Here is an 18,635-nt window from a genome sequence, read left to right as displayed (position 1 = left end):
CCTTAATGCTGTTCATTTTGTTGGGCTTGCTGAGCTGCTTTTTTGGCTTTAGCGCGGGCGATAGCGGCGGCAATGGCGGCTTTGCGTGGATCCGTTTCTGCTGGATTTTCATCGGAAATTTGAACCGCACTTTGGGCTGTTTCAGAGGAACTTGAAGCGACCGCATCTCCTTGCTGTGCTGCTTTTTTCGCTTTAGCACGGGCGATAGCAGCCGCAATGGCGGCTTTGCGTGGATCCGTTTCTGTTGGATTTTCATCTGAAATTTGAACCGTACTTTGAGCAGTTTCAGCCGCACTTGAAACGACTACGTCCCCTTGCTGTGCTGCTTTTTTCGCTTTAGCACGGGCGAGTGCGGCGGCAATGGCGGCTTTGCGCGGATCCGTGTCTGCCGGATTTTCATCGGAAATTTGAACCGCACTTTGAGCAGTTTCAGGTGCACTTGAAACGACCGCGTCCCCTTGCTGTGCCGCTTTTTTGGCTTTAGCACGGGCGATAGCGGCAGCAATGGCGGCTTTGCGTGGATCTGCTTCCGCTGGATTTTCATCTGAAATTTGAACCGCACTTTGAGCAGTTTCAGCGGTACTTGAAGCGACCGTGTCCCCTTGCTGTGCCGCTTTTTTGGCTTTAGCACGGGCGAGTGCGGCAGCTATGGCGGCTTTGCGTGGATCTGCTTCTGCTGAATTTTCATCGGAAATTTGAACCGCACTTTGGGTAGTTTCAGCAGTACTTAAAGCGGCAGTCTCCGCCTGTTCTGCTTGACGGGCTAATCGGCGCGCCTTGCGTTGTGCCATGATGTCGCTATTGTCAGGCTGGATATGACCTTTTTCATCAATAAGGGTTTTTTGCTCAGTTGGCGCATTTTCTGCAGCTTCCGCTTTTTTCGCTTTTAAACGTTCTAAGGCGGCGGTGACCGGATCGACGCCTTTTTGTTGTGCTAATTCTTCACGGCGTGCTGCGGCGGCGCGTTGAGAGCGCGCTTTGCGTTCTTGTTCTTCCCGTTCTAGGCGGGCTTGGCGTTGTTCAAAACGGATCTTCGCCTCTTCGGCTAATTTTGCTTTATGTTTGATTTCCCAAATTTTGGCTTTTTCTTGACGGAAATATTGAATCAGTGGAATGTGGCTCGGGCAAACATAGGCGCACACACCACATTCGATACAGTCTTTGAGAGAATATTCTTCCGACTTTTCGTGATTTTCACTGCGGGCAAACCAATAGAGTTGCTGCGGCATCAGTTTTACCGGGCAAGCATCGGAACAGGCAGAACAACGAATACAGCTTTTTTCCGGTTCCGGTGGTGCATATTCAAAATGATCCGGTGCCAATAAGCAGTTTGCGACTTTAGACATCGGCGCATTTAAATCCGGTAAAATCACGCCCATCATTGGGCCGCCCATAAAGACCGGAAAGCGATCGTCATATTGGTAGCCGGTTTCACGCAATAGATGATAAATCGGGGTGCCGAAGCGCGCCCAATAATTGCCTTTGTTTGGAATTTTATCACCGGTGAGGGTAACAACACGTTCAATTAAAGGCTCGTCATCAAGTACGGCGCGTTTAATAGCAAAGGCGGTTCCCACATTTTGCATGAGGACGCCAATGCTGGAAGAGCGTTGTCCGCTTGGCACTTCCATACCTGTTAGCACTTGGATAAGTTGTTTTGCCGCACCGGACGGATATTTTGTCGGAATGATACGGATGTCAATGTCATTTGCGCCATGTAAAGCGTGTTCTAAGGCGGAGACGGCCTCTAATTTATTGTCTTCTACGGCGATAACGACTTTTTCAGGGCGTAAAATATAACGCAGAATACGCACACCCTCGATGATTTCATCGGCACGATCGCGCATTAAGCGATCATCGCAGGTGATGTAGGGTTCACATTCTGCCCCGTTAATAATCAACAGTTTGACCTGTTTTTCAGCCGAATGAATTTTCGCCGCAGTGGGGAAAACTGCACCACCTAAGCCTGCGATGCCTGCCTGATAAATTTTTTCAATGAGCTGTTCCCGCGTTTGGGTGAAAAAATCTTCGATTGGCACTTGTGGACGCCATTGATCCAAGCCGTCTGCTTTGATATGCACGCAGGTTTCTGTCAGCCCGGATGGATGTGGCGCGACATAAGGCGCGATATCAATCACTGTACCGGAGGTAGGTGCATGAACAGGTAAGCTTTGCAAGCCATTGCCTTGCGTCAGAGGTTGCCCTTTGAGAACCTGATCTCCAGGTTTTACCAACAGGTTTCCTGCAGTACCGGCGTGTTGTTTTATCGGCACATAAAAATCATCGGGTAGGGGGAGCGTGCGAATGGGCGTACCATTAGATTGGGCCTTCATATCCGGCGGATGAATGCCACCGTCAAATTCCCAAAGTTTGCCACTGTTGAAACGTGTTAATACATCCGCCATTTATTTCCCCACAATGATTTTCTTCTCTGCCGATGTGGTATCAACAATCGGAATCACTAGATTAGGATCGAATTTCCAATCCCAAGTATCAATATTTTTTTCGACTTTAATCATGGAAATACAGCTGGTCGGGCAGGGCGCAACACAAAGCTCACAGCCGGTACATAAATCGGGAATAATCGTGTGCATGAGTTTATTGCTGCCGATAATGGCATCTACCGGACACGCCTGAATGCATTTGGTGCAGCCGATACACATATTTTCATCAATAAAGGCGACTTTCGGCGCAGGATCTTCGGCTAAATTATCGGTTTCCGGCGGTTCAACGCCAAGCAATTCGGCGATTTTAATGACGGTGGGTCTGCCGCCGGGAATACATTTGGTAATCACATCGCCGTTGGCAATGGCTTCAGCATAAGGTCTGCAACCGGGATAGCCACATTGGCCACATTGGCTTTGCGGTAAAATCGCATCGATTTTTTCGACAATGGGATCTGCTTCAACTTTTAGTTTTACGGATGCAAAGCCCAAGATGGCGCCGAAAATCAGCGCCAATATGACAATGGCAATGAGAACGTAATAGAAAGTTGCCATTATAGTTTCACCAATCCGGTAAAGCCCATGAAGGCGAGCGACATTAAGCCTGCCGTAATCAAGGCAATAGAGGCACCACGAAACGGCATCGGCACACTGGCGGCAACCAAGCGTTCACGCAATGCGGCAAACAAGACTAAAACTAAGGCAAAACCGGCAGAGGCACCAAAGCCGTAAGCCACCGATTCCGTTAAATTATGCGCAAGATTCACGTTTAACAACGCCACACCAAGTACCGCACAGTTGGTGGTAATAAGCGGCAGGAAAATACCCAGCAAACGATATAAAGTTGGGCTGGTTTTGTGAATCGCCATTTCAGTAAATTGCACCACTACGGCGATGACTAAAATAAAAACGAGTGTGCGTAAAAATATTGCGTTTAATGGCGCGAGAATATAATGATCCACTAAATAAGAACAAAGCGCCGCCACCGTTAGCACAAAGGTTGTTGCCAAGCCCATGCCGATAGCGGTTTCGATTTTTTTTGAGACCCCCATAAAAGGGCAGAGTCCGAGAAATTTGACCAGCACGAAGTTATTAATCAATGCAGTGCCGATAATCAATAAAATATAATGTGTCATAGTGTTCAATTCGTTCGTATAAGCGGTGTATTATCGCTATTTATGGGCTTAAGAACAATAAAAAATTGGGAGAAATTCTAGCAAAAACCACCGCACTTTTTTATACGTCAAAAAGCGTATTTTGGAAAAGTGCGGTGGAAAATTCGAGAGATTTTATTTAACGGCGATTTCTTTCAGGATGAATTGAGCAAGATTAGGGTGTTCAAACTGAAACCCTTGAGCTAGCAAATGTTGCGGTACGAGATTTTGACTGTCGAGCAATAAATTTGCACGTTCGCCGAGTAACAGTTTCAGCATAAACGCAGGCGCGGTTGCAATGTGAGGACGGTGTAACGTTTTGCCTAATAACACATTAAATTCGGCGTTACGTATTGCATGTGGTGCAACAAAATTAAATGCGCCACGGCAATCGGCATTTTCCAATAAAAATAAAATACCACGCACCATATCTGCTAAGGCAATCCACCCCCAGAACTGCTTGCCGGAGCCCAATTTGCCACCCAGTCCGCAACCATATAACGGCAACATTTTCGCCAATGCACCGCCCTGAGTACCAAGAACTATGCCGGTGCGTACAAGGCATACTCGCGTATTTGCTTTTAAAGCTGCAGTTTCCCAATGCTGGCATAAACAAGCGGCAAAATGATCTGCCGGCGGTGTATTTTCGTCAATCAGTTGCTCGCCACAATCACCGTAATAACCGGTGGCTGAACCGGAAATAAAACATTGCGGCGGATCATCGCTACGATTTATCAGGTGTGCCAGTTTTTCTGTTAATGAAATGCGGCTAGATTCTAACCGTTCTTTTTGGTGGGCTGTCCAGCGACGAGAAAATATTGGTTCTCCGGCTAAATTAATGACCGCATCAAATTGATTAAAATGCTGAAAGTAATCCAACGTATTAATGAATTCAATGGGATAGGGGAGTTGCTGTTTGGCTTTTGCCGGATGGCGCACCAAGGCGGTAATTTGATGATTTTTCGCCAATAACGAAGGAATTAATGCACTTCCGATAAAACCGGTAGCCCCAGTAATGAGAATTTTCATGTGGTTTTTCTGTTTTGCTCGAACTTAAAGGGTATTTTCAAATAAATTTTGAATACGCAACACTAAGTTATTGATGTCGGTTTCTTTAGTTGGTGTCACAAAAATAGTGTCATCCCCGGCAATATTGCCCAGAATTCCTTCCATTTTACTCACTGAGTCTAAGAGACGTGCGATAAGTTGTGCTGCGCCCGGCGTCGTGCGGATGACGATCAGCATATTGTTATGATCAATGTCTAACACTAAATCTTTTAAGGAACTCCGCGTATTTGGCACACTTAACTCACTTGGTAGGCAATATACCATTTCCATGCGGGTATTACGGGTGCGAACTGCACCAAATTTACTGAGCATACGGGACACTTTAGATTGATTAATCGTGCTAAATCCCATTTTGTGTAATTCGGTGACAATTTCACTTTGTGAACCGTATTTTTCTTGACGCAATAGCTCTTTGAATGCTCTTGTTAAGCTATCGGGATTTTCGTTTAACATGAGTCTTTCTCTTATCAGATTAAAGTGGTTGAATTTTGCATAAAAATAGCGTTTTTAGCAAATAAATATTTGCTTTAGGAGGTGAAAGTGCGGTGGAAGTTTAAGATGTTTTTTATGGTCCTTTTTACGGAAAAAAAGAAAAAATTTGAGTTAGATCGCACATTTGAATTTGTCTGTTTGAATTTGAAAGTTGGTAGGCGTACAATTTTTACAAATTTTTAACTATCCATTTCTTACGACATGAGGAGAATGAAATGAAAGTTGCAGTTTTAGGTGCCGCAGGCGGTATCGGTCAAGCATTAGCATTATTGCTGAAACTACAGTTGCCGGCAGGTTCCGAGCTATCACTTTATGATATTGCACCGGTAACTCCGGGCGTTGCTGTGGATGTTAGCCACATTCCAACCGCGGTTAAAGTGGAGGGATTTGCAGGGGAGGATCCAACACCTGCATTAAAAGGCGCGGATGTTGTGCTGATTTCTGCCGGCGTAGCCCGTAAACCGGGAATGGATCGCTCAGATCTATTCAATATTAACGCAGGCATCGTACGCAACTTAATTGAAAAAGTCGCAGCGACCTGTCCGAAAGCTTGCATTGGTATCATTACCAACCCGGTAAATACGACCGTGGCGATTGCGGCAGAAGTCTTGAAAAAAGCCGGTGTTTATGACAAACGTAAATTATTTGGTGTTACTACACTTGATGTTCTTCGTTCTGAAACCTTTGTGTCTGAATTAAAAGGCTTAAGTGTGTCTCGTACAACCGTGCCGGTGATTGGTGGACACTCCGGTGTGACCATTCTTCCTTTATTATCTCAAGTGCCATACGCTGAATGGAAAGAGGAAGAAATTGAGCCATTAACTAAACGTATTCAAAACGCCGGTACTGAAGTGGTGAATGCCAAAGCCGGTGGCGGTTCTGCAACCTTATCCATGGCTCAAGCGGCAGCACGTTTTGCAAATGCGGTAGTCCGTGGATTACAAGGCGAAACGGTGATTGAATGTAGCTATGTGGAAGGCGATGGCAAATATGCCCGTTTCTTTGCACAACCGGTTCGTTTTGGTAAAGAAGGCGTAGAAGAAATTCTGCCAATCGGCAAACTCAGCGCCTTTGAGCAACAGGCATTAGAGGCGATGCTGCCGACATTACGTGCAGATATTGAATTAGGCGAAAAATTCGTTAATCCATAATTCAACCAAAAATTTAAAATCCCCGTATTTTTAAGGTTATGGGGATTTTTTATCGGATGTAAATAAAAAGTGCGGTTAAATTCGACCGCACTTTTATCCTTTGGAAAGCAGAAATTAGTCCACTTTTACAATCCAGCCTTCAGGCGCTTCTACATCACCGAACTGGATGCCGGTAAGTTCTTCATAAAGTCGTTTGGTGATTGGCCCCACCTCGGTTTCTGAATAGAAAACGTGGAAGTCATCGCCATATTGAATACCCCCGATTGGTGAGATGACTGCTGCCGTGCCACAAGCGCCCGCTTCGGCGAATTGATCTAATTCATTGATATAGACATCACCTTCAATGGTTTCCATGCCTAAGCGTTCTTTGGCTAAATAGAGCAGCGAGTATTTGGTGATACTTGGTAAAATAGATGGCGAAAGTGGCGTGATGAATTTGTTATCGCGCGTGATGCCGAAGAAGTTTGCTGCGCCCACTTCTTCAATTTTGGTGTGGGTTTTCGGATCAAGATAAATGGCATCGGCAAATTTGCGTTCAGCGGCAAGTTCATGTGGTAATAGGCTTGCTGCGTAGTTTCCGCCGACTTTGACGCCACCAGTACCATGCGGTGCTGCACGGTCATAATCGGTTACCAAGAAATTAGACGGTTTCATACCACCTTTGAAATAAGCGCCTACAGGACAACAGAACACACAGAAAAGGTATTCCGGTGCAGGACGTACACCAATGTTTTCACCAACGCCGATAACGAATGGACGCAAATAAAGTGTGGCACCGGTGCCATAAGGAGCAACCCATTTTTCGTTGGCTTTAACCACTTCTTTACAGGCGCGAATAAATAACTCTGTCGGCACTTGTGGCATTAACAGGCGATCACAGGTGTTTTGCATACGTTTCGCGTTTTGATCCGGACGGAAAAGGTTGATTGACCCGTCTTTGCAACGGTACGCTTTTAAGCCTTCAAAACATTGTTGTCCGTAATGCAGTGCTGTAGAACCTTCGTGAATATGTAATGTGCTATCTGTAGTTAATTCACCGTTGTCCCATTTGCCGTCTTTCCAACGGGCGATAAAACGATAATCTGTTTTGATATAACTGAATCCGAGATTTTTCCAATCAAGTAAGTCTGACATGCTATTTCCTTAATATAGGTTGCGATTTAAATCATTTTTAATCTACACCATTCCATCGGGATTGAAAATATTTTAGTCATAAAAACAAATGAAAAGTTTAAATAGGAAGACTCCCGTTTGGATGATATGAATAGGGCAGGAAATGGCGGCAGAACTATGTTAAAATCACCTATAAAAAACACCGCTCTTTTTGGGAGCGGTGTCTGGCAAAAATGCCGAATATACAGGAAATGAAAAGAAAGAGTAACTTTCGTTACTTTGGTTTGGAAAAACCAAATAATATGCAAACACAACATCATACTTAATTCGAAAATCTTAACAATCAAGAAATTGTGACTTAAGTATGGTCTCATTTTAAGTAGAATACACATAACGGGCAAAAGAGATTTTTTTATTAGCTTGATAAAAAAAAATAATCTGATCTAAATTTTTTCTAAGAAATGAATCATTGGGAAATAACATGTATAAACGTTTGCCTCCTTTAAATTCGCTCAAAGCATTCGAATCTGCCGCCAGATTTTTAAGTTTCACAAAAGCGGCAGATGAATTGTTTGTGACGCAAGCAGCGATTAGCCATCAAATAAAAATTTTGGAAAATTTCTTAGGCGTTGCGTTATTTAAACGCAAAAATCGTGCGCTGGAATTAACGGATTTTGGCAAAGCCTATTATGCCGATATCACGAAAATCTTACATCGTTTGGTTGAGGCAACGGATAAATTGCTGGCCTTAAAAAATGATAAACATTTAACCATCAGCGTGCCGCAAACCTTCGGTATTCAATGGCTGGTACCTCGTTTGAGCGAATTTAATAAATTGTATCCCGACATTGAAGTGCGCTTAAAAGGGGTCGATCAAGATGAAGGCTTGCTCAGCCAAGATATTGATATTGCGATTTATTACGGCAAAGGCAACTGGGATAACTTACAAGTGGATCCCTTGGTGGAAGAAGATTTGCTCATTCTCGCCTCACCGAAGTTATTGGCACAAAAGCCAATTCATCAACCACAGGATTTAAAACAGCATACCTTGTTGCACATTCATACCCGCGATAATTGGCAACATATGGCGAATTCTTTGGCGTTGGAGGAATTAAATATTCAGCAAGGCCCAATCTTTAGTCATACGTTCATGGCGTTGCAGGCGGCAATTCATGAACAAGGCATCGTGCTTGCCAATCGTATTTTAGCGCAACAAGAGTTGGACAACGGCAATTTACAACCGGTATTTGATCCCCATTTGCGGGATCCGAAATCCTTTTATGTGGTCAATCATTTAGATAACAGTAATGATGAGCGCATTGTGGCGTTTCGTTCCTGGATTATTCAAACCATTAATCAAGAAGAAAATAAACAAGAAAATGAATAAGTTGGCATTATATTGTCGGATGGGATTTGAGCGCGAGTTGGCGGCAGAAATCACTGATAAAGCAGCAGAAAAAGGCGTCTTTGGCTTCGCCCGCGTCACCGAAAACAGCGGCTATGTGATTTTTGAATGCTATCAGCCCGGTGAGGCAGATTTATTGGCGCGAGAATTGCCCTTTCAACAGCTGATTTTTGCACGTCAAATGATCGTGGTTTCTGATTTGCTGACGGATTTACCGCAACAGGACCGCATTACCCCGATTCTTCAACAATATCAGCAAATTGCGGAAAGCATTCCATTAACAAACAGCAATGAATTATGGGTAGAAACCGCCGATACGAATGAAGCAAAAGAATTACTGGGATTTTGCCGTAAATTCACTGTGCCACTGCGCCAAGCGTTGAAAAAGCAAGGCTGGCTGAGTGCCAAAAATCACCTAAAGTGCGGTCTGACATTACATGTTTTTTTCTTACAAAATAATGCTTGTTATGTGGGCTACTCTTACAATCACAATCATGCTGCGCACTTAATGGGCATTCAACGTTTAAAATTTCCTGCCGATGCACCAAGCCGTTCGACATTAAAATTGGAAGAAGCCATTTTGAATTTTATTCCGCGCCAAAAAGAAGCCGAATTACTTAACGAAACCATGTATGCCGTGGATCTTGGCGCTTGCCCGGGCGGTTGGACGTATCAGTTAGTGAAACGTGGTTTATTTGTATATGCCGTTGATCACGGCAAAATGGCAGCTAGTTTGCATGATACGGGACGCATTGAGCATTGTGCGGAAGACGGTTTTAAGTTTCAGCCGCCGAAACGACGTAAAATTGATTGGCTGGTGTGCGACATGGTAGAGCAGCCAAGCAGAATTGCCGAGTTAATGGTGAAATGGCTGTTGAACGGTTGGTGTCACAGCATGATCTTTAATTTGAAGCTGCCGATGAAAAAACGCTATGCGGAAGTGCAACAATGTCTGCAATTGATTGCGGATAAATTGTCCCAACAGGGGCTAAAATTCCAGTTACAGGCAAAACACCTGTATCACGATCGAGAAGAAATCACGGTTTACTTGCGTTTGCTATAAACGATTAGCGTGAAGTAAAACTTAAAAATTTTTGTTTTTTATACCGCACTTTGTGCAAATAATTTGTAAAATAACCGCGCTATTTACGCCAAAGTGCGGTTGTTTTTTTCGCTATTTATGATGGGAGACAAGTATGCGTTGTCCTTTTTGTTCGACAGAAGAAACCAAAGTGATCGACAGTCGTTTGGTGTCTGACGGTTTTCAGGTGCGTCGCCGTAGAGAGTGCGGTCAGTGTCACGAACGTTTTACGACCTTTGAAACGGCAGAATTGATTGTGCCGAAAGTGATTAAAAATAACGGCAATCGAGAGCCGTTTAATGAAGATAAATTACGTCGTGGTATTCAACATGCCTTGGAAAAACGCCCTGTGAGTGCAGACGATGTGGAAAAAGCCATTAGTCGCATTATTCATAAATTGCGTGCGACCGGCGAGCGCGAAGTGCCGAGTCAACTGGTGGGCACGTTAGTGATGGAAGAATTAAAGCATTTAGATAAAGTGGCGTATATCCGTTTTGCCTCCGTCTATTTGAGTTTTGATAACATCAACCAATTTAGTCAAGAAATCGAAAACTTAAAGGATCATTAATGAACGAACCATTTAGCCCGCAAGATGTTGCTTTTATGCAACTGGCGCTTGATTTAGCCAAACAGGGCGAGTTCACTACAACCCCAAATCCTTCCGTGGGCTGTGTTTTGGTGAAAGATGGCAAGGTGGTCGGCAAAGGATTTCATGCGAAAGCCGGTGAGCCACACGCAGAAGTCATGGCATTACGTGAAGCCGGCGAAAATGCCCGTGGCGCAACCGCTTATGTCACCTTAGAGCCTTGTTCGCATTTTGGGCGTACGCCGCCTTGTGCGAAAGGCTTGGTTGAAGCCGGCGTGAGTAAAGTGATTGCAGCAATGTGCGATCCTAACCCCCAAGTCGCCGGTAAAGGGCTACAGATTTTAAGCGACGCAGACATTCAAAGTGCGGTGGGATTATTAGAAGAAAATGCCGAACAGCTGAATAAAGGCTTTTTAAAACGCATGCGTACAGGCAAGCCTTTCGTACAGTTAAAACTGGCCATGAGTATTGACGGCAAAACCGCCATGGCAAGTGGTGAAAGCAAATGGATTACCGGCGCACAGGCAAGGGCGGATGTCCAGCAATATCGCGCCAAGGCTTCTGCGATTTTATCGACTTCACAAACCGTGCTGGCGGATGATCCAAGTTTAAATGTACGTTGGGAAGAATTACCATCTAACGTAAAAGCCGACTATCCACAAGAAAAATTACGCCAACCGGTGCGTGTCATTTTGGATTATAGTCATAAAGTGCGGTCGGATTTTAAGGTGTTTTCAACGGAATCACCGGTTTGGTTGGTGGGCGAAGATGATTATCCCCTTGCGGGCTTTCCGGTCTTTACCGAGTACTTACAATTAGACCGAAATCAAGGTGAAACTCGTTTACAAGCCTTGATGTCGGCATTAGGCAAACGCCAAATTAATACCCTTTGGGTGGAAGCGGGCGCGACGTTGGCGGGCGCATTAATTGCTGAAAATCTGGTGGATGAACTGATTATTTATATGGCGCCAAAATTATTAGGCGATCAAGCCAGAGATTTATGCCATTTGCCTAATTTAACTCAACTCGTTGATGCGCCTTTATGGCAACTGCAATCTTGCGAGCCTGTCGGAGACGATCTCAAGTTAATTTATATAAGAAAATGAGGAACTGATGCTAAAGAAACTTTTTCATTCGGCGATTATCGGCTTGGCTTCTGCTGCCGTGATTTTGTATGTCATGCCTAAAATTACTGACTCTCAACATGATGTTGTTTCCTATCGGGATGCTGTGCGTATTGCTTCGCCTGCCGTGGTGAATGTTTATAATCAAGCCTTTACTTCCTCTTCCTCTCAGTTCCAAGTGAATAACTTGGGGTCCGGCGTGATCATGTCGAAAGACGGCTACATTCTGACGAATAAGCACGTGATTCAAAATGCCGATCAAATTGTGGTGGCATTGCAAAACGGCAATATTTTTGATGCCGCATTAATTGGTTCGGATGCGTTAACGGATTTAGCTGTGTTAAAAATCAAAGCGGATAATTTATCCACGATTCCACAAAATCCCAACCGACCTGTGCATGTGGGCGATGTGGCGTTAGCCATTGGTAATCCATACAATTTGGGGCAAAGTGTGTCGCAAGGGATTGTCAGTGCGGTAGGACGTAGTGCGGTCGGTGAAGCACTGGGTCGCCAAAACTTTATCCAAACTGACGCCTCCATTAACCGAGGCAATTCCGGCGGTGCGCTAATTAATTCTGCCGGTGAGCTATTGGGTATCAGCACGTTGAGTATCGGCAAAACCGCCAATGAAATTGCGGAAGGCTTAAATTTTGCGATTCCCATTGATTTAGCCAATGACGTCATGAAAAAAATTATTCGTGATGGACGTGTTATTCGTGGTTATTTCGGCGTACAAACGGATATTTTATTTAGCAATGGACAAGGCGCATCTTCGCAAGGTGTGCTCATCACCAGCATTATTCCGAATAGCCCGGCAGCAAAAGCTGGGTTACAGGCAGGCGATATTATTCTGAAAATTAATGAGGTCGAGGCACGTTCACCGGCAGAAATGATGAAACTTATCGCGGATGTGCGCCCGAATACACAGGTTCAGGTTGAAATTTCCCGCTTGGGACAAGAGTATAAGATTCCTGTGGTTATCGAAGAATATACCTTTAATTAATAGGTTGTGGCATGGAACAAATTAAAACCAGTCATTTTTTCGCTTGTTTGGATCGCTTAAGATTGATTCAGCGCTGGTCGCTCATGCGCAATATTGAACGAGAAAATTTAGCAGAACACAGCTTGCAGGTGGCATTTGTTGCCCATGCGTTGGCGTTAATTAAAAACCGTTTTTACGGTGCCCGACTGAATGCAGATCGTATTGCCGTGATGGCGATGTATCACGACACATCAGAAATCTTCACCGGTGATTTACCTACACCCATTAAGTATTTTAACGAGGAGATCACGCATGCCTATAAACAAATTGAAACGGCGGCTGAATTGCATTTAATGAGTTTACTGCCGGAAGCATTACAAGCCGATTTTTTACCCTACTTGGATAAGCAATGTTTTGCTGAGGAAGAAAAGCACATTGTGAAGCAGGCGGATTTAATTTGTGCTTATATTAAGGTGAAATTTGAGCTGGAAAACGGCAATCAGGAATTTAAATCGGCAAAAGTGCGGTTAGAAAAATTGATGGATCAATGGCAAAGCCCTGAAATGGATTATTTTTTGCAGGTGTTTGTACCGAGTTTCGGCAAATCCATTGATGAAATTACGTTGTAAATTTTTATTGTCTTTCTTACAAAAGTGCGGTGAAAAATCACCGTACTTTTTTGTCTTTTGGCATTAATAAAGCGTCGCAATAATCACTTGCTCCGGATCAACAGAAGCCCAAACGGACTGATTGATTTCTACGCGTTGTTCTTTTGTAATCGTTGCACAGAACTCAATGTTCGAGCCTTCTAACACTAAAATCGCCTCACCGGCTTCACCTTTATCAATAATGGATGTGACTGTCGCTTTAAATTGATTTGGCAAATTTTCTTGCGGATTGGCGGTAATTTTGACCCATGGTGCTTTAAACATCACCATCACTTCTTTATCAAATTCAAGTTTTAAACGCACCGCACTTTTTTCAGTGATAGAGACAGTTAGCGGTTTGTTAAAGTCTTCTAAAAGAATGTCAACAAAACAGTGAACATCTTCAAATCTTAATGCTTGTACTTTACCGAAAAATTGGTTTCTGGCACTGGTTTGTAAGGAAAAGCGTGCCATGGCAGAGAGTAAACTGTTTAACGGCACTTTTTCATCATGCAAAATATCAAAGGCTTTTTCTTGGGTTTGTTCTAACAAATCGTAGAGTTTCAACAAACGTTGCGCATAAACGGTTAAGGCTGTTCCGCCACCATTTCGACCACCGATATTACGTTCTAACAACGGTTTTGGGCTAATTTGGTTCATGGCTTCAAGGTGATCCCAAGCGCTTTTATAACTGACATTGGCATTTTTAGCCGCTTGATTGATGGAACCGCATTTTTCAATTTCTTGTAATAAACGGATGCGTTTAGGATCGGCGAAAAGGGTCTCTTTCAGTTTGATAGTGAGTAAAATTTCTGTTCCGTTCATTGTGTTCCTCAAAATTGAGCTGACGATTATATACAGCACATCATACTATATTTCTAAAAGAATAAGAATGGTTAACGCTACCTCTTAAGGGCTGTGCCATTGTTTGTTCTTTAAATAGTCGGTGATATGCCTTTTATTTCTTCATTTTCGCTGTATAATCTGCGCTATATATAATTTATTCACTAACCAAACGGAGTTTTTACTATGTTTAAATATTCAAAAATCGCAGCCGGTTTAGCCGCGGCTTGCTTAGCATTCTCTCTTTCTGCACAAGCAAAAGTGACAGTGTTTGCTGCAGCGTCAATGACTGATTCACTAAAACAAGTGGCTGAAGATTACAAAAAAGTAAATCCAAAAGAAGAAGTGGTATTTTCTTTTGCGTCCTCTTCAACTTTAGCAAAACAAATTGAAGAAGGTGCGCCTGCGGATTTATTTATTTCAGCCAGCACAAAATGGATGAAACACCTTTCTGATAAAGGCTTAACCGTTAAAGAAACTGAAAAATTATTAGTGGGTAATGAACTGGTTTTAATCTCACAAAAAGACAGCAAATTACAAAACGTGGATGTTGCGAAAGGCGAATGGATCAAGCAATTAAAAGATTCTTATTTGTCTGTGGGTGACCCGGCACACGTGCCAGCTGGTCAATATGCGGAAGAGGCGTTAACCAAATTAAACTTATGGGATCAAGTCAAAGACAAATTAGCTCGTGCCAAAGACGTGCGTGCGGCATTAGCCTTAGTTGAACGTGGTGAAGCACCTTTAGGTATTGTGTACGCAACTGATGCGAAAGTGAGCAAAGAAGTGAAAGCGATTGGCGTGTTCCCACAAGATTCTTACAAACCGGCAGATTATCCGGTTGCGATTTTAAAAGAGCACAACAATGCAGAAACGCAAGCTTTCTTGAAATACTTAGAATCACCTGAAGCGAAAAAAGTATTTGTGAACTACGGTTTCTCTGTAAAATAAGTAAATCAACGTTGACTCATTAAGCGTAGCCATTGTGCTACGCTTTGTTTATATAGGGAATTAAATTTTGCTTACCGAATTTCTAGTATTATTAGGCTTAAGCCCATTAGAAATCGATGCCATTCGCTTGAGTTTGGAAGTCTCCGTCAGCGCGATGGTATGGAGTTTGCCTGTTGCTGTTTTGGTGGCATGGCTTTTGGCACGAAAAGATTTTTATGGCAAATCCATTGTGGGCGGGATTATTCACTTGCCTTTGGTGTTGCCACCGGTCGTCATTGGTTATCTTTTATTGGTTGCTATGGGACGCAATGGCTTTATCGGTAAATATTTATATCAATGGTTCGGATTGACCTTTGGATTTAGCTGGAAAGGGGCGGTGTTAGCTTCTGCCGTAGTAGCATTTCCTTTGGTTGTGCGTGCCATTCGCCTTTCCCTTGAAAGTATTGATTTAAAATTGGAACAGGCTGCCAGAACACTGGGGGCTTCTGCGTGGCGGGTGTTTTTAACCATCACGTTACCGTTATCTTTGCCGGGCATTCTCGCCGGAATTGTGCTCGGTTTTGCCCGCTCTTTAGGGGAATTTGGCGCGACTATCACCTTTGTTTCCAATATTGCCGGCGAAACCCAAACCATTCCCTTAGCGATGTATTCCTTTATTCAAACACCGGGAGCGGAACAACAAGCGGCTCGGTTATGTGTTTTTGCCGTGATTTTATCGCTGATTTCTTTATTGTTATCAGAATGGTTGGCAAAACGTATGCAAAAAAGATTAGGACAAAGCGATGCTGCACATTGATGTAAAAAAACAGTTAGGTGCTTTACCCCTCGAAGCGCATTTAGATATTCCATCGCAAGGCGTCACCGCACTTTTTGGTTTGTCCGGTTCAGGGAAATCTTCCCTCATTAACCTTGTGAGTGGGCTGATTACTCCGGATGAAGGCGTGATTGCGTTGAATGAACGTGAATTGTTTAATTCTGCAGAAAAGATTTGTGTGCCGATTGAGAAACGCAATATTGGCTATGTTTTTCAGGATGCCCGTTTATTTCCTCACTATACGGTGAATGGCAATTTGCGCTATGGCATGAAAAATACCAGTAAAGATGAATTTAACTATATTGTTGAGTTGCTCGGTATCGGCCATTTATTAAAACGCTATCCAATAACTTTATCCGGCGGTGAAAAACAACGTGTTGCTATCGGGCGGGCGTTATTGACGGATCCGGAAATTTTATTAATGGATGAACCCCTTTCCGCTTTAGACTTACCGCGCAAACGTGAGTTGATGAATTATCTGGAACGCTTATCAAAAGAAATTAACATTCCGATTTTATATGTCACTCACAGTCTTGATGAATTATTGCGTTTAGCTGAACGGGTAGTGTTGCTCACTAACGGTAAAGTCGAAGCTTATGATGTGTTAGAAAATATTTGGGAAAGTCCGCTGTTTCTTCCTTGGAAGCAAGAAAACGAGCAAAGTGCGGTGCTTTCTTTGCCTGTTTTTATGCATAATCCATCTTATAAAATGACCGCACTTTCGATTGGCGATCAGCGCATTTGGATTAATCAAGTTGAGGCGCAGATCAATGACAATGTGCGAATTTGCATTCATAGTTCTGATGTGTCGATTAGTTTGAATAAAGTAGAACAATCGAGTATTCGTAATACGTTGTATGGACGGATTGTTAAGATTTTAGAACTGGAAAATCGCGTAGATTTAAAACTGGATATTGGCGGAAAACATCTTTGGGCAAGTATCAGTAAATGGTCGTTCCATGATTTAGCGTTACAACTGGGACAGCTGGTTTATGCGCAAATTAAAGCGATTTCTGTGATGTCAGCATAGTTTTTTTGATACATAAAAAAACAGCACCTTTTAGGTGCTGTTTTATTTTCTTTAATAGCTTGCTTCAACAAGAAGTGCGGTCAATATTTATTGCGTTTTTTAACCGCACTTTTGGATTAGCTAAACTTCTTAAAGATGACTTTTGTATTTTCGCCGTTCTCTTCCCGTATAACGTCTTTTTCTAACTCAGGAAGTACTTCTTCACGATACCATTTCGGGTGGTGTTTTTTCGCCCAGCGAACAGTTACCCAACCCTCAACAATGCCACGAATAGATCCTTTCACCCAAAATGCCATATACATATGCACTAAGATACCGGTGAACAACATGAATGCACTCGCAGAGTGAAGAAGAATCGCAATTCTCAATACTGGGATAGAGAAATAATGTGAGAAATATTGACGCCACATAATGACGCCGGTCACAAGCAAGGTCGCCATTGCCAAATTTAATGTCCAGAATAACATTTTTTGACCAAGGTTATACTTGCCGTTATCCGAAACAGCGTGCTCATTTCCCTTTAAGACTTCCAACATCCCTTTTGCCCAACGAATATCGTTCTTCTCCGGAATATTATGATCCCAGTAAAGATAGCCGAGATAAATAAAGGCAAAGAACATTAAGATACCGGTGAACGGGTGGATTGCCCGAGCCAATTGCGGTGTCCCTAAAATCTCAGTTAGCCACGCAAAGTCTGGGAAGAAAAATGCCACACCGGTGAACATCGTCATAAAGAAGCAGATAACAAGTAGCCAGTGGCTTAAACGCGCAGGCGTTCTATGACGAATGATTCGAGTATCATTGCTAATCTCAATCTTACTCATCTTTGTCTCCTTTGTCTGCTTCTTCAAATTCATGGTGATGATCTTCCACATCTTCTTCTACGTTTGGACCCACCGTTAAGTAGTGACCAATTTCAGCCAAGGCTAAACCGCCCATGGCAACCGCAGCAACCGGTTTCAAGATATCTTTCCATAAAGTAATACTTGGGTCGATTTGCGGATCTTTCGGAAGACCTGAATACAATTCAGGTTTATCCGCATGATGTAACACATACATCACGTGTGTGCCACCCACGCCTTCCGGATCGTAAAGACCGGCATTTTCATAGCCACGTGCTTTAAGATCAGCGATGCGTTTTTCCGCATAGACCTTCATTTCTTCTTTAGAGCCGAAACGAATTGCACCGGTTGGACAGGTTTTCACACAAGCCGGTTCTTGTCCCACAGAAACACGGTCAACACAAAGGGTACATTTGTACACACGATTGTCTTCCGGATTCATACGTGGAATGTTGAACGGACAGCCTGCGATACAGTAACCACAACCAATACATTTATCAGATTGGAAATCCACAATACCGTTTGCATATTGGATAATTGCACCCGGTGCCGGACAGGCTTTTAAGCAGCCCGGCTCTTGGCAGTGCATACAGCCATCTTTACGAATTAACCATTCTAAACGATCGTTTTCTTCTACTTCGTTAAAGCGCATTACTGTCCATGCTTTTGCATTAAGATCTACTGGGTTATCGTAGATCCCCACACATTGTGCATTAACGTCAGAACGAATATCATTCCACTCTGAACAACCCACTTGACAAGCTTTACAACCGATACAGGTTGTTACGTCAATGAGTTTTGCCACTTCAACTTTATGATCACGCGCACGCGGTGCCGGCGTTAAACCGGACGTTGCGGAGATCTTAATAATATCTTGCGTTTGAACGCCTTGAGCAGTTCCTGCCATA

General features: G+C 43.4%; 19 protein-coding genes. 10 read left to right on the top strand and 9 right to left on the bottom strand.

The window, feature by feature from the left end; all coding sequences use genetic code 11:
- Positions 1–2: 2 nt before the first annotated feature.
- The 5 genes from rsxC to argR all read right to left on the bottom strand — a co-directional run bounded on the left by rsxC (position 3) and on the right by argR (position 5,119).
- Positions 3–2,405, bottom strand: a complete 2,403-nt coding sequence (gene rsxC / locus ACO5E4_RS03340; protein ID WP_485862057.1) for an electron transport complex subunit RsxC — start codon at positions 2,403–2,405, stop codon at positions 3–5.
- The gene (gene rsxB, locus ACO5E4_RS03335; protein WP_290522171.1) at positions 2,406–2,999 is read right to left on the bottom strand and encodes an electron transport complex subunit RsxB; all 594 of its coding nucleotides are present in this window, start codon (positions 2,997–2,999) and stop codon (positions 2,406–2,408) included.
- Positions 2,999–3,580, bottom strand: a complete 582-nt coding sequence (gene rsxA / locus ACO5E4_RS03330) for an electron transport complex subunit RsxA (RefSeq protein ID WP_314954899.1) — start codon at positions 3,578–3,580, stop codon at positions 2,999–3,001. Before rsxA ends, rsxB begins: the two co-directional genes overlap by 1 nt.
- A 153-nt stretch (positions 3,581–3,733) precedes the next feature.
- Positions 3,734–4,627, bottom strand: coding sequence for a TIGR01777 family oxidoreductase (locus ACO5E4_RS03325; RefSeq protein WP_314954896.1), 894 nt, complete (start codon positions 4,625–4,627; stop codon positions 3,734–3,736).
- Positions 4,628–4,651: 24 nt separating this feature from the next.
- Positions 4,652–5,119, bottom strand: a complete 468-nt coding sequence (gene argR / locus ACO5E4_RS03320; RefSeq protein ID WP_314954894.1) for a transcriptional regulator ArgR — start codon at positions 5,117–5,119, stop codon at positions 4,652–4,654.
- Positions 5,120–5,373: 254 nt separating this feature from the next.
- Here argR and mdh point away from each other — a divergent pair, with 254 nt between their 5' ends.
- A complete protein-coding gene (gene mdh, locus ACO5E4_RS03315; RefSeq protein ID WP_314954891.1) occupies positions 5,374–6,309 on the top strand; it encodes a malate dehydrogenase in 936 nt (311 codons plus the stop codon).
- Positions 6,310–6,423: 114 nt separating this feature from the next.
- On the opposite strand, the gene ACO5E4_RS03310 is transcribed toward mdh, so the two are convergent.
- A complete protein-coding gene (locus tag ACO5E4_RS03310) occupies positions 6,424–7,443 on the bottom strand; it encodes a branched-chain amino acid aminotransferase (RefSeq protein ID WP_314954889.1) in 1,020 nt (339 codons plus the stop codon).
- Positions 7,444–7,903: 460 nt separating this feature from the next.
- Between ACO5E4_RS03310 and ACO5E4_RS03305 the strand changes: the two genes are divergently transcribed.
- From ACO5E4_RS03305 to yfbR, 6 genes are all read left to right on the top strand, one after another.
- A complete protein-coding gene (locus ACO5E4_RS03305) occupies positions 7,904–8,809 on the top strand; it encodes a transcriptional regulator GcvA (protein WP_314954886.1) in 906 nt (301 codons plus the stop codon).
- Positions 8,802–9,890 carry a 23S rRNA (cytidine(2498)-2'-O)-methyltransferase RlmM gene (gene rlmM, locus ACO5E4_RS03300; RefSeq protein ID WP_314954883.1) on the top strand — a complete coding sequence of 363 codons (1,089 nt, stop codon included), beginning with the start codon at positions 8,802–8,804 and terminating at the stop codon, positions 9,888–9,890. Before ACO5E4_RS03305 ends, rlmM begins: the two co-directional genes overlap by 8 nt.
- A gap of 133 nt (positions 9,891–10,023) precedes the next feature.
- Positions 10,024–10,476, top strand: a complete 453-nt coding sequence (gene nrdR, locus ACO5E4_RS03295) for a transcriptional regulator NrdR (protein ID WP_048750527.1) — start codon at positions 10,024–10,026, stop codon at positions 10,474–10,476.
- Complete coding sequence (ribD, locus tag ACO5E4_RS03290) at positions 10,476–11,600, top strand: bifunctional diaminohydroxyphosphoribosylaminopyrimidine deaminase/5-amino-6-(5-phosphoribosylamino)uracil reductase RibD (RefSeq protein WP_485862056.1); 1,125 nt, start codon at positions 10,476–10,478, stop codon at positions 11,598–11,600. The genes nrdR and ribD overlap by 1 nt, the downstream gene beginning before the upstream one ends.
- 7 nt (positions 11,601–11,607) lie before the next feature.
- Positions 11,608–12,621: an outer membrane-stress sensor serine endopeptidase DegS gene (gene degS, locus ACO5E4_RS03285; RefSeq protein WP_314954877.1), complete on the top strand. Its 1,014-nt coding sequence runs from the start codon at positions 11,608–11,610 to the stop codon at positions 12,619–12,621.
- Between the two features lie 11 nt (positions 12,622–12,632).
- Positions 12,633–13,229, top strand: coding sequence for a 5'-deoxynucleotidase (yfbR, locus tag ACO5E4_RS03280; protein ID WP_314954874.1), 597 nt, complete (start codon positions 12,633–12,635; stop codon positions 13,227–13,229).
- A gap of 63 nt (positions 13,230–13,292) precedes the next feature.
- On the opposite strand, the gene ACO5E4_RS03275 is transcribed toward yfbR, so the two are convergent.
- The gene (locus ACO5E4_RS03275) at positions 13,293–14,072 is read right to left on the bottom strand and encodes a TOBE domain-containing protein (protein WP_314954871.1); all 780 of its coding nucleotides are present in this window, start codon (positions 14,070–14,072) and stop codon (positions 13,293–13,295) included.
- 204 nt (positions 14,073–14,276) lie between these two features.
- Between ACO5E4_RS03275 and modA the strand changes: the two genes are divergently transcribed.
- From modA to modC, 3 genes are all read left to right on the top strand, one after another.
- Positions 14,277–15,041: a molybdate ABC transporter substrate-binding protein gene (modA, locus tag ACO5E4_RS03270; protein ID WP_314954867.1), complete on the top strand. Its 765-nt coding sequence runs from the start codon at positions 14,277–14,279 to the stop codon at positions 15,039–15,041.
- A gap of 67 nt (positions 15,042–15,108) precedes the next feature.
- Positions 15,109–15,837: a molybdate ABC transporter permease subunit gene (gene modB / locus ACO5E4_RS03265; protein ID WP_109858756.1), complete on the top strand. Its 729-nt coding sequence runs from the start codon at positions 15,109–15,111 to the stop codon at positions 15,835–15,837.
- Entirely contained in the window at positions 15,824–16,885 is a 1,062-nt protein-coding gene (gene modC, locus ACO5E4_RS03260; protein ID WP_485862055.1) for a molybdenum ABC transporter ATP-binding protein ModC, read from the top strand. Before modB ends, modC begins: the two co-directional genes overlap by 14 nt.
- A 116-nt stretch (positions 16,886–17,001) precedes the next feature.
- Here the strand turns inward: modC and ACO5E4_RS03255 are convergent, their stop codons facing one another.
- Positions 17,002–17,709, bottom strand: a complete 708-nt coding sequence (locus tag ACO5E4_RS03255; protein WP_314954842.1) for a formate dehydrogenase subunit gamma — start codon at positions 17,707–17,709, stop codon at positions 17,002–17,004.
- Positions 17,702–18,634: a formate dehydrogenase subunit beta gene (gene fdxH, locus ACO5E4_RS03250; RefSeq protein ID WP_314954841.1), complete on the bottom strand. Its 933-nt coding sequence runs from the start codon at positions 18,632–18,634 to the stop codon at positions 17,702–17,704. The genes ACO5E4_RS03255 and fdxH overlap by 8 nt, the downstream gene beginning before the upstream one ends.
- Position 18,635 lies beyond the last annotated feature (1 nt).

This window comes from Aggregatibacter sp. (assembly GCF_057314075.1).
This window is presented reverse-complemented; position numbering and strand designations above follow the sequence as displayed.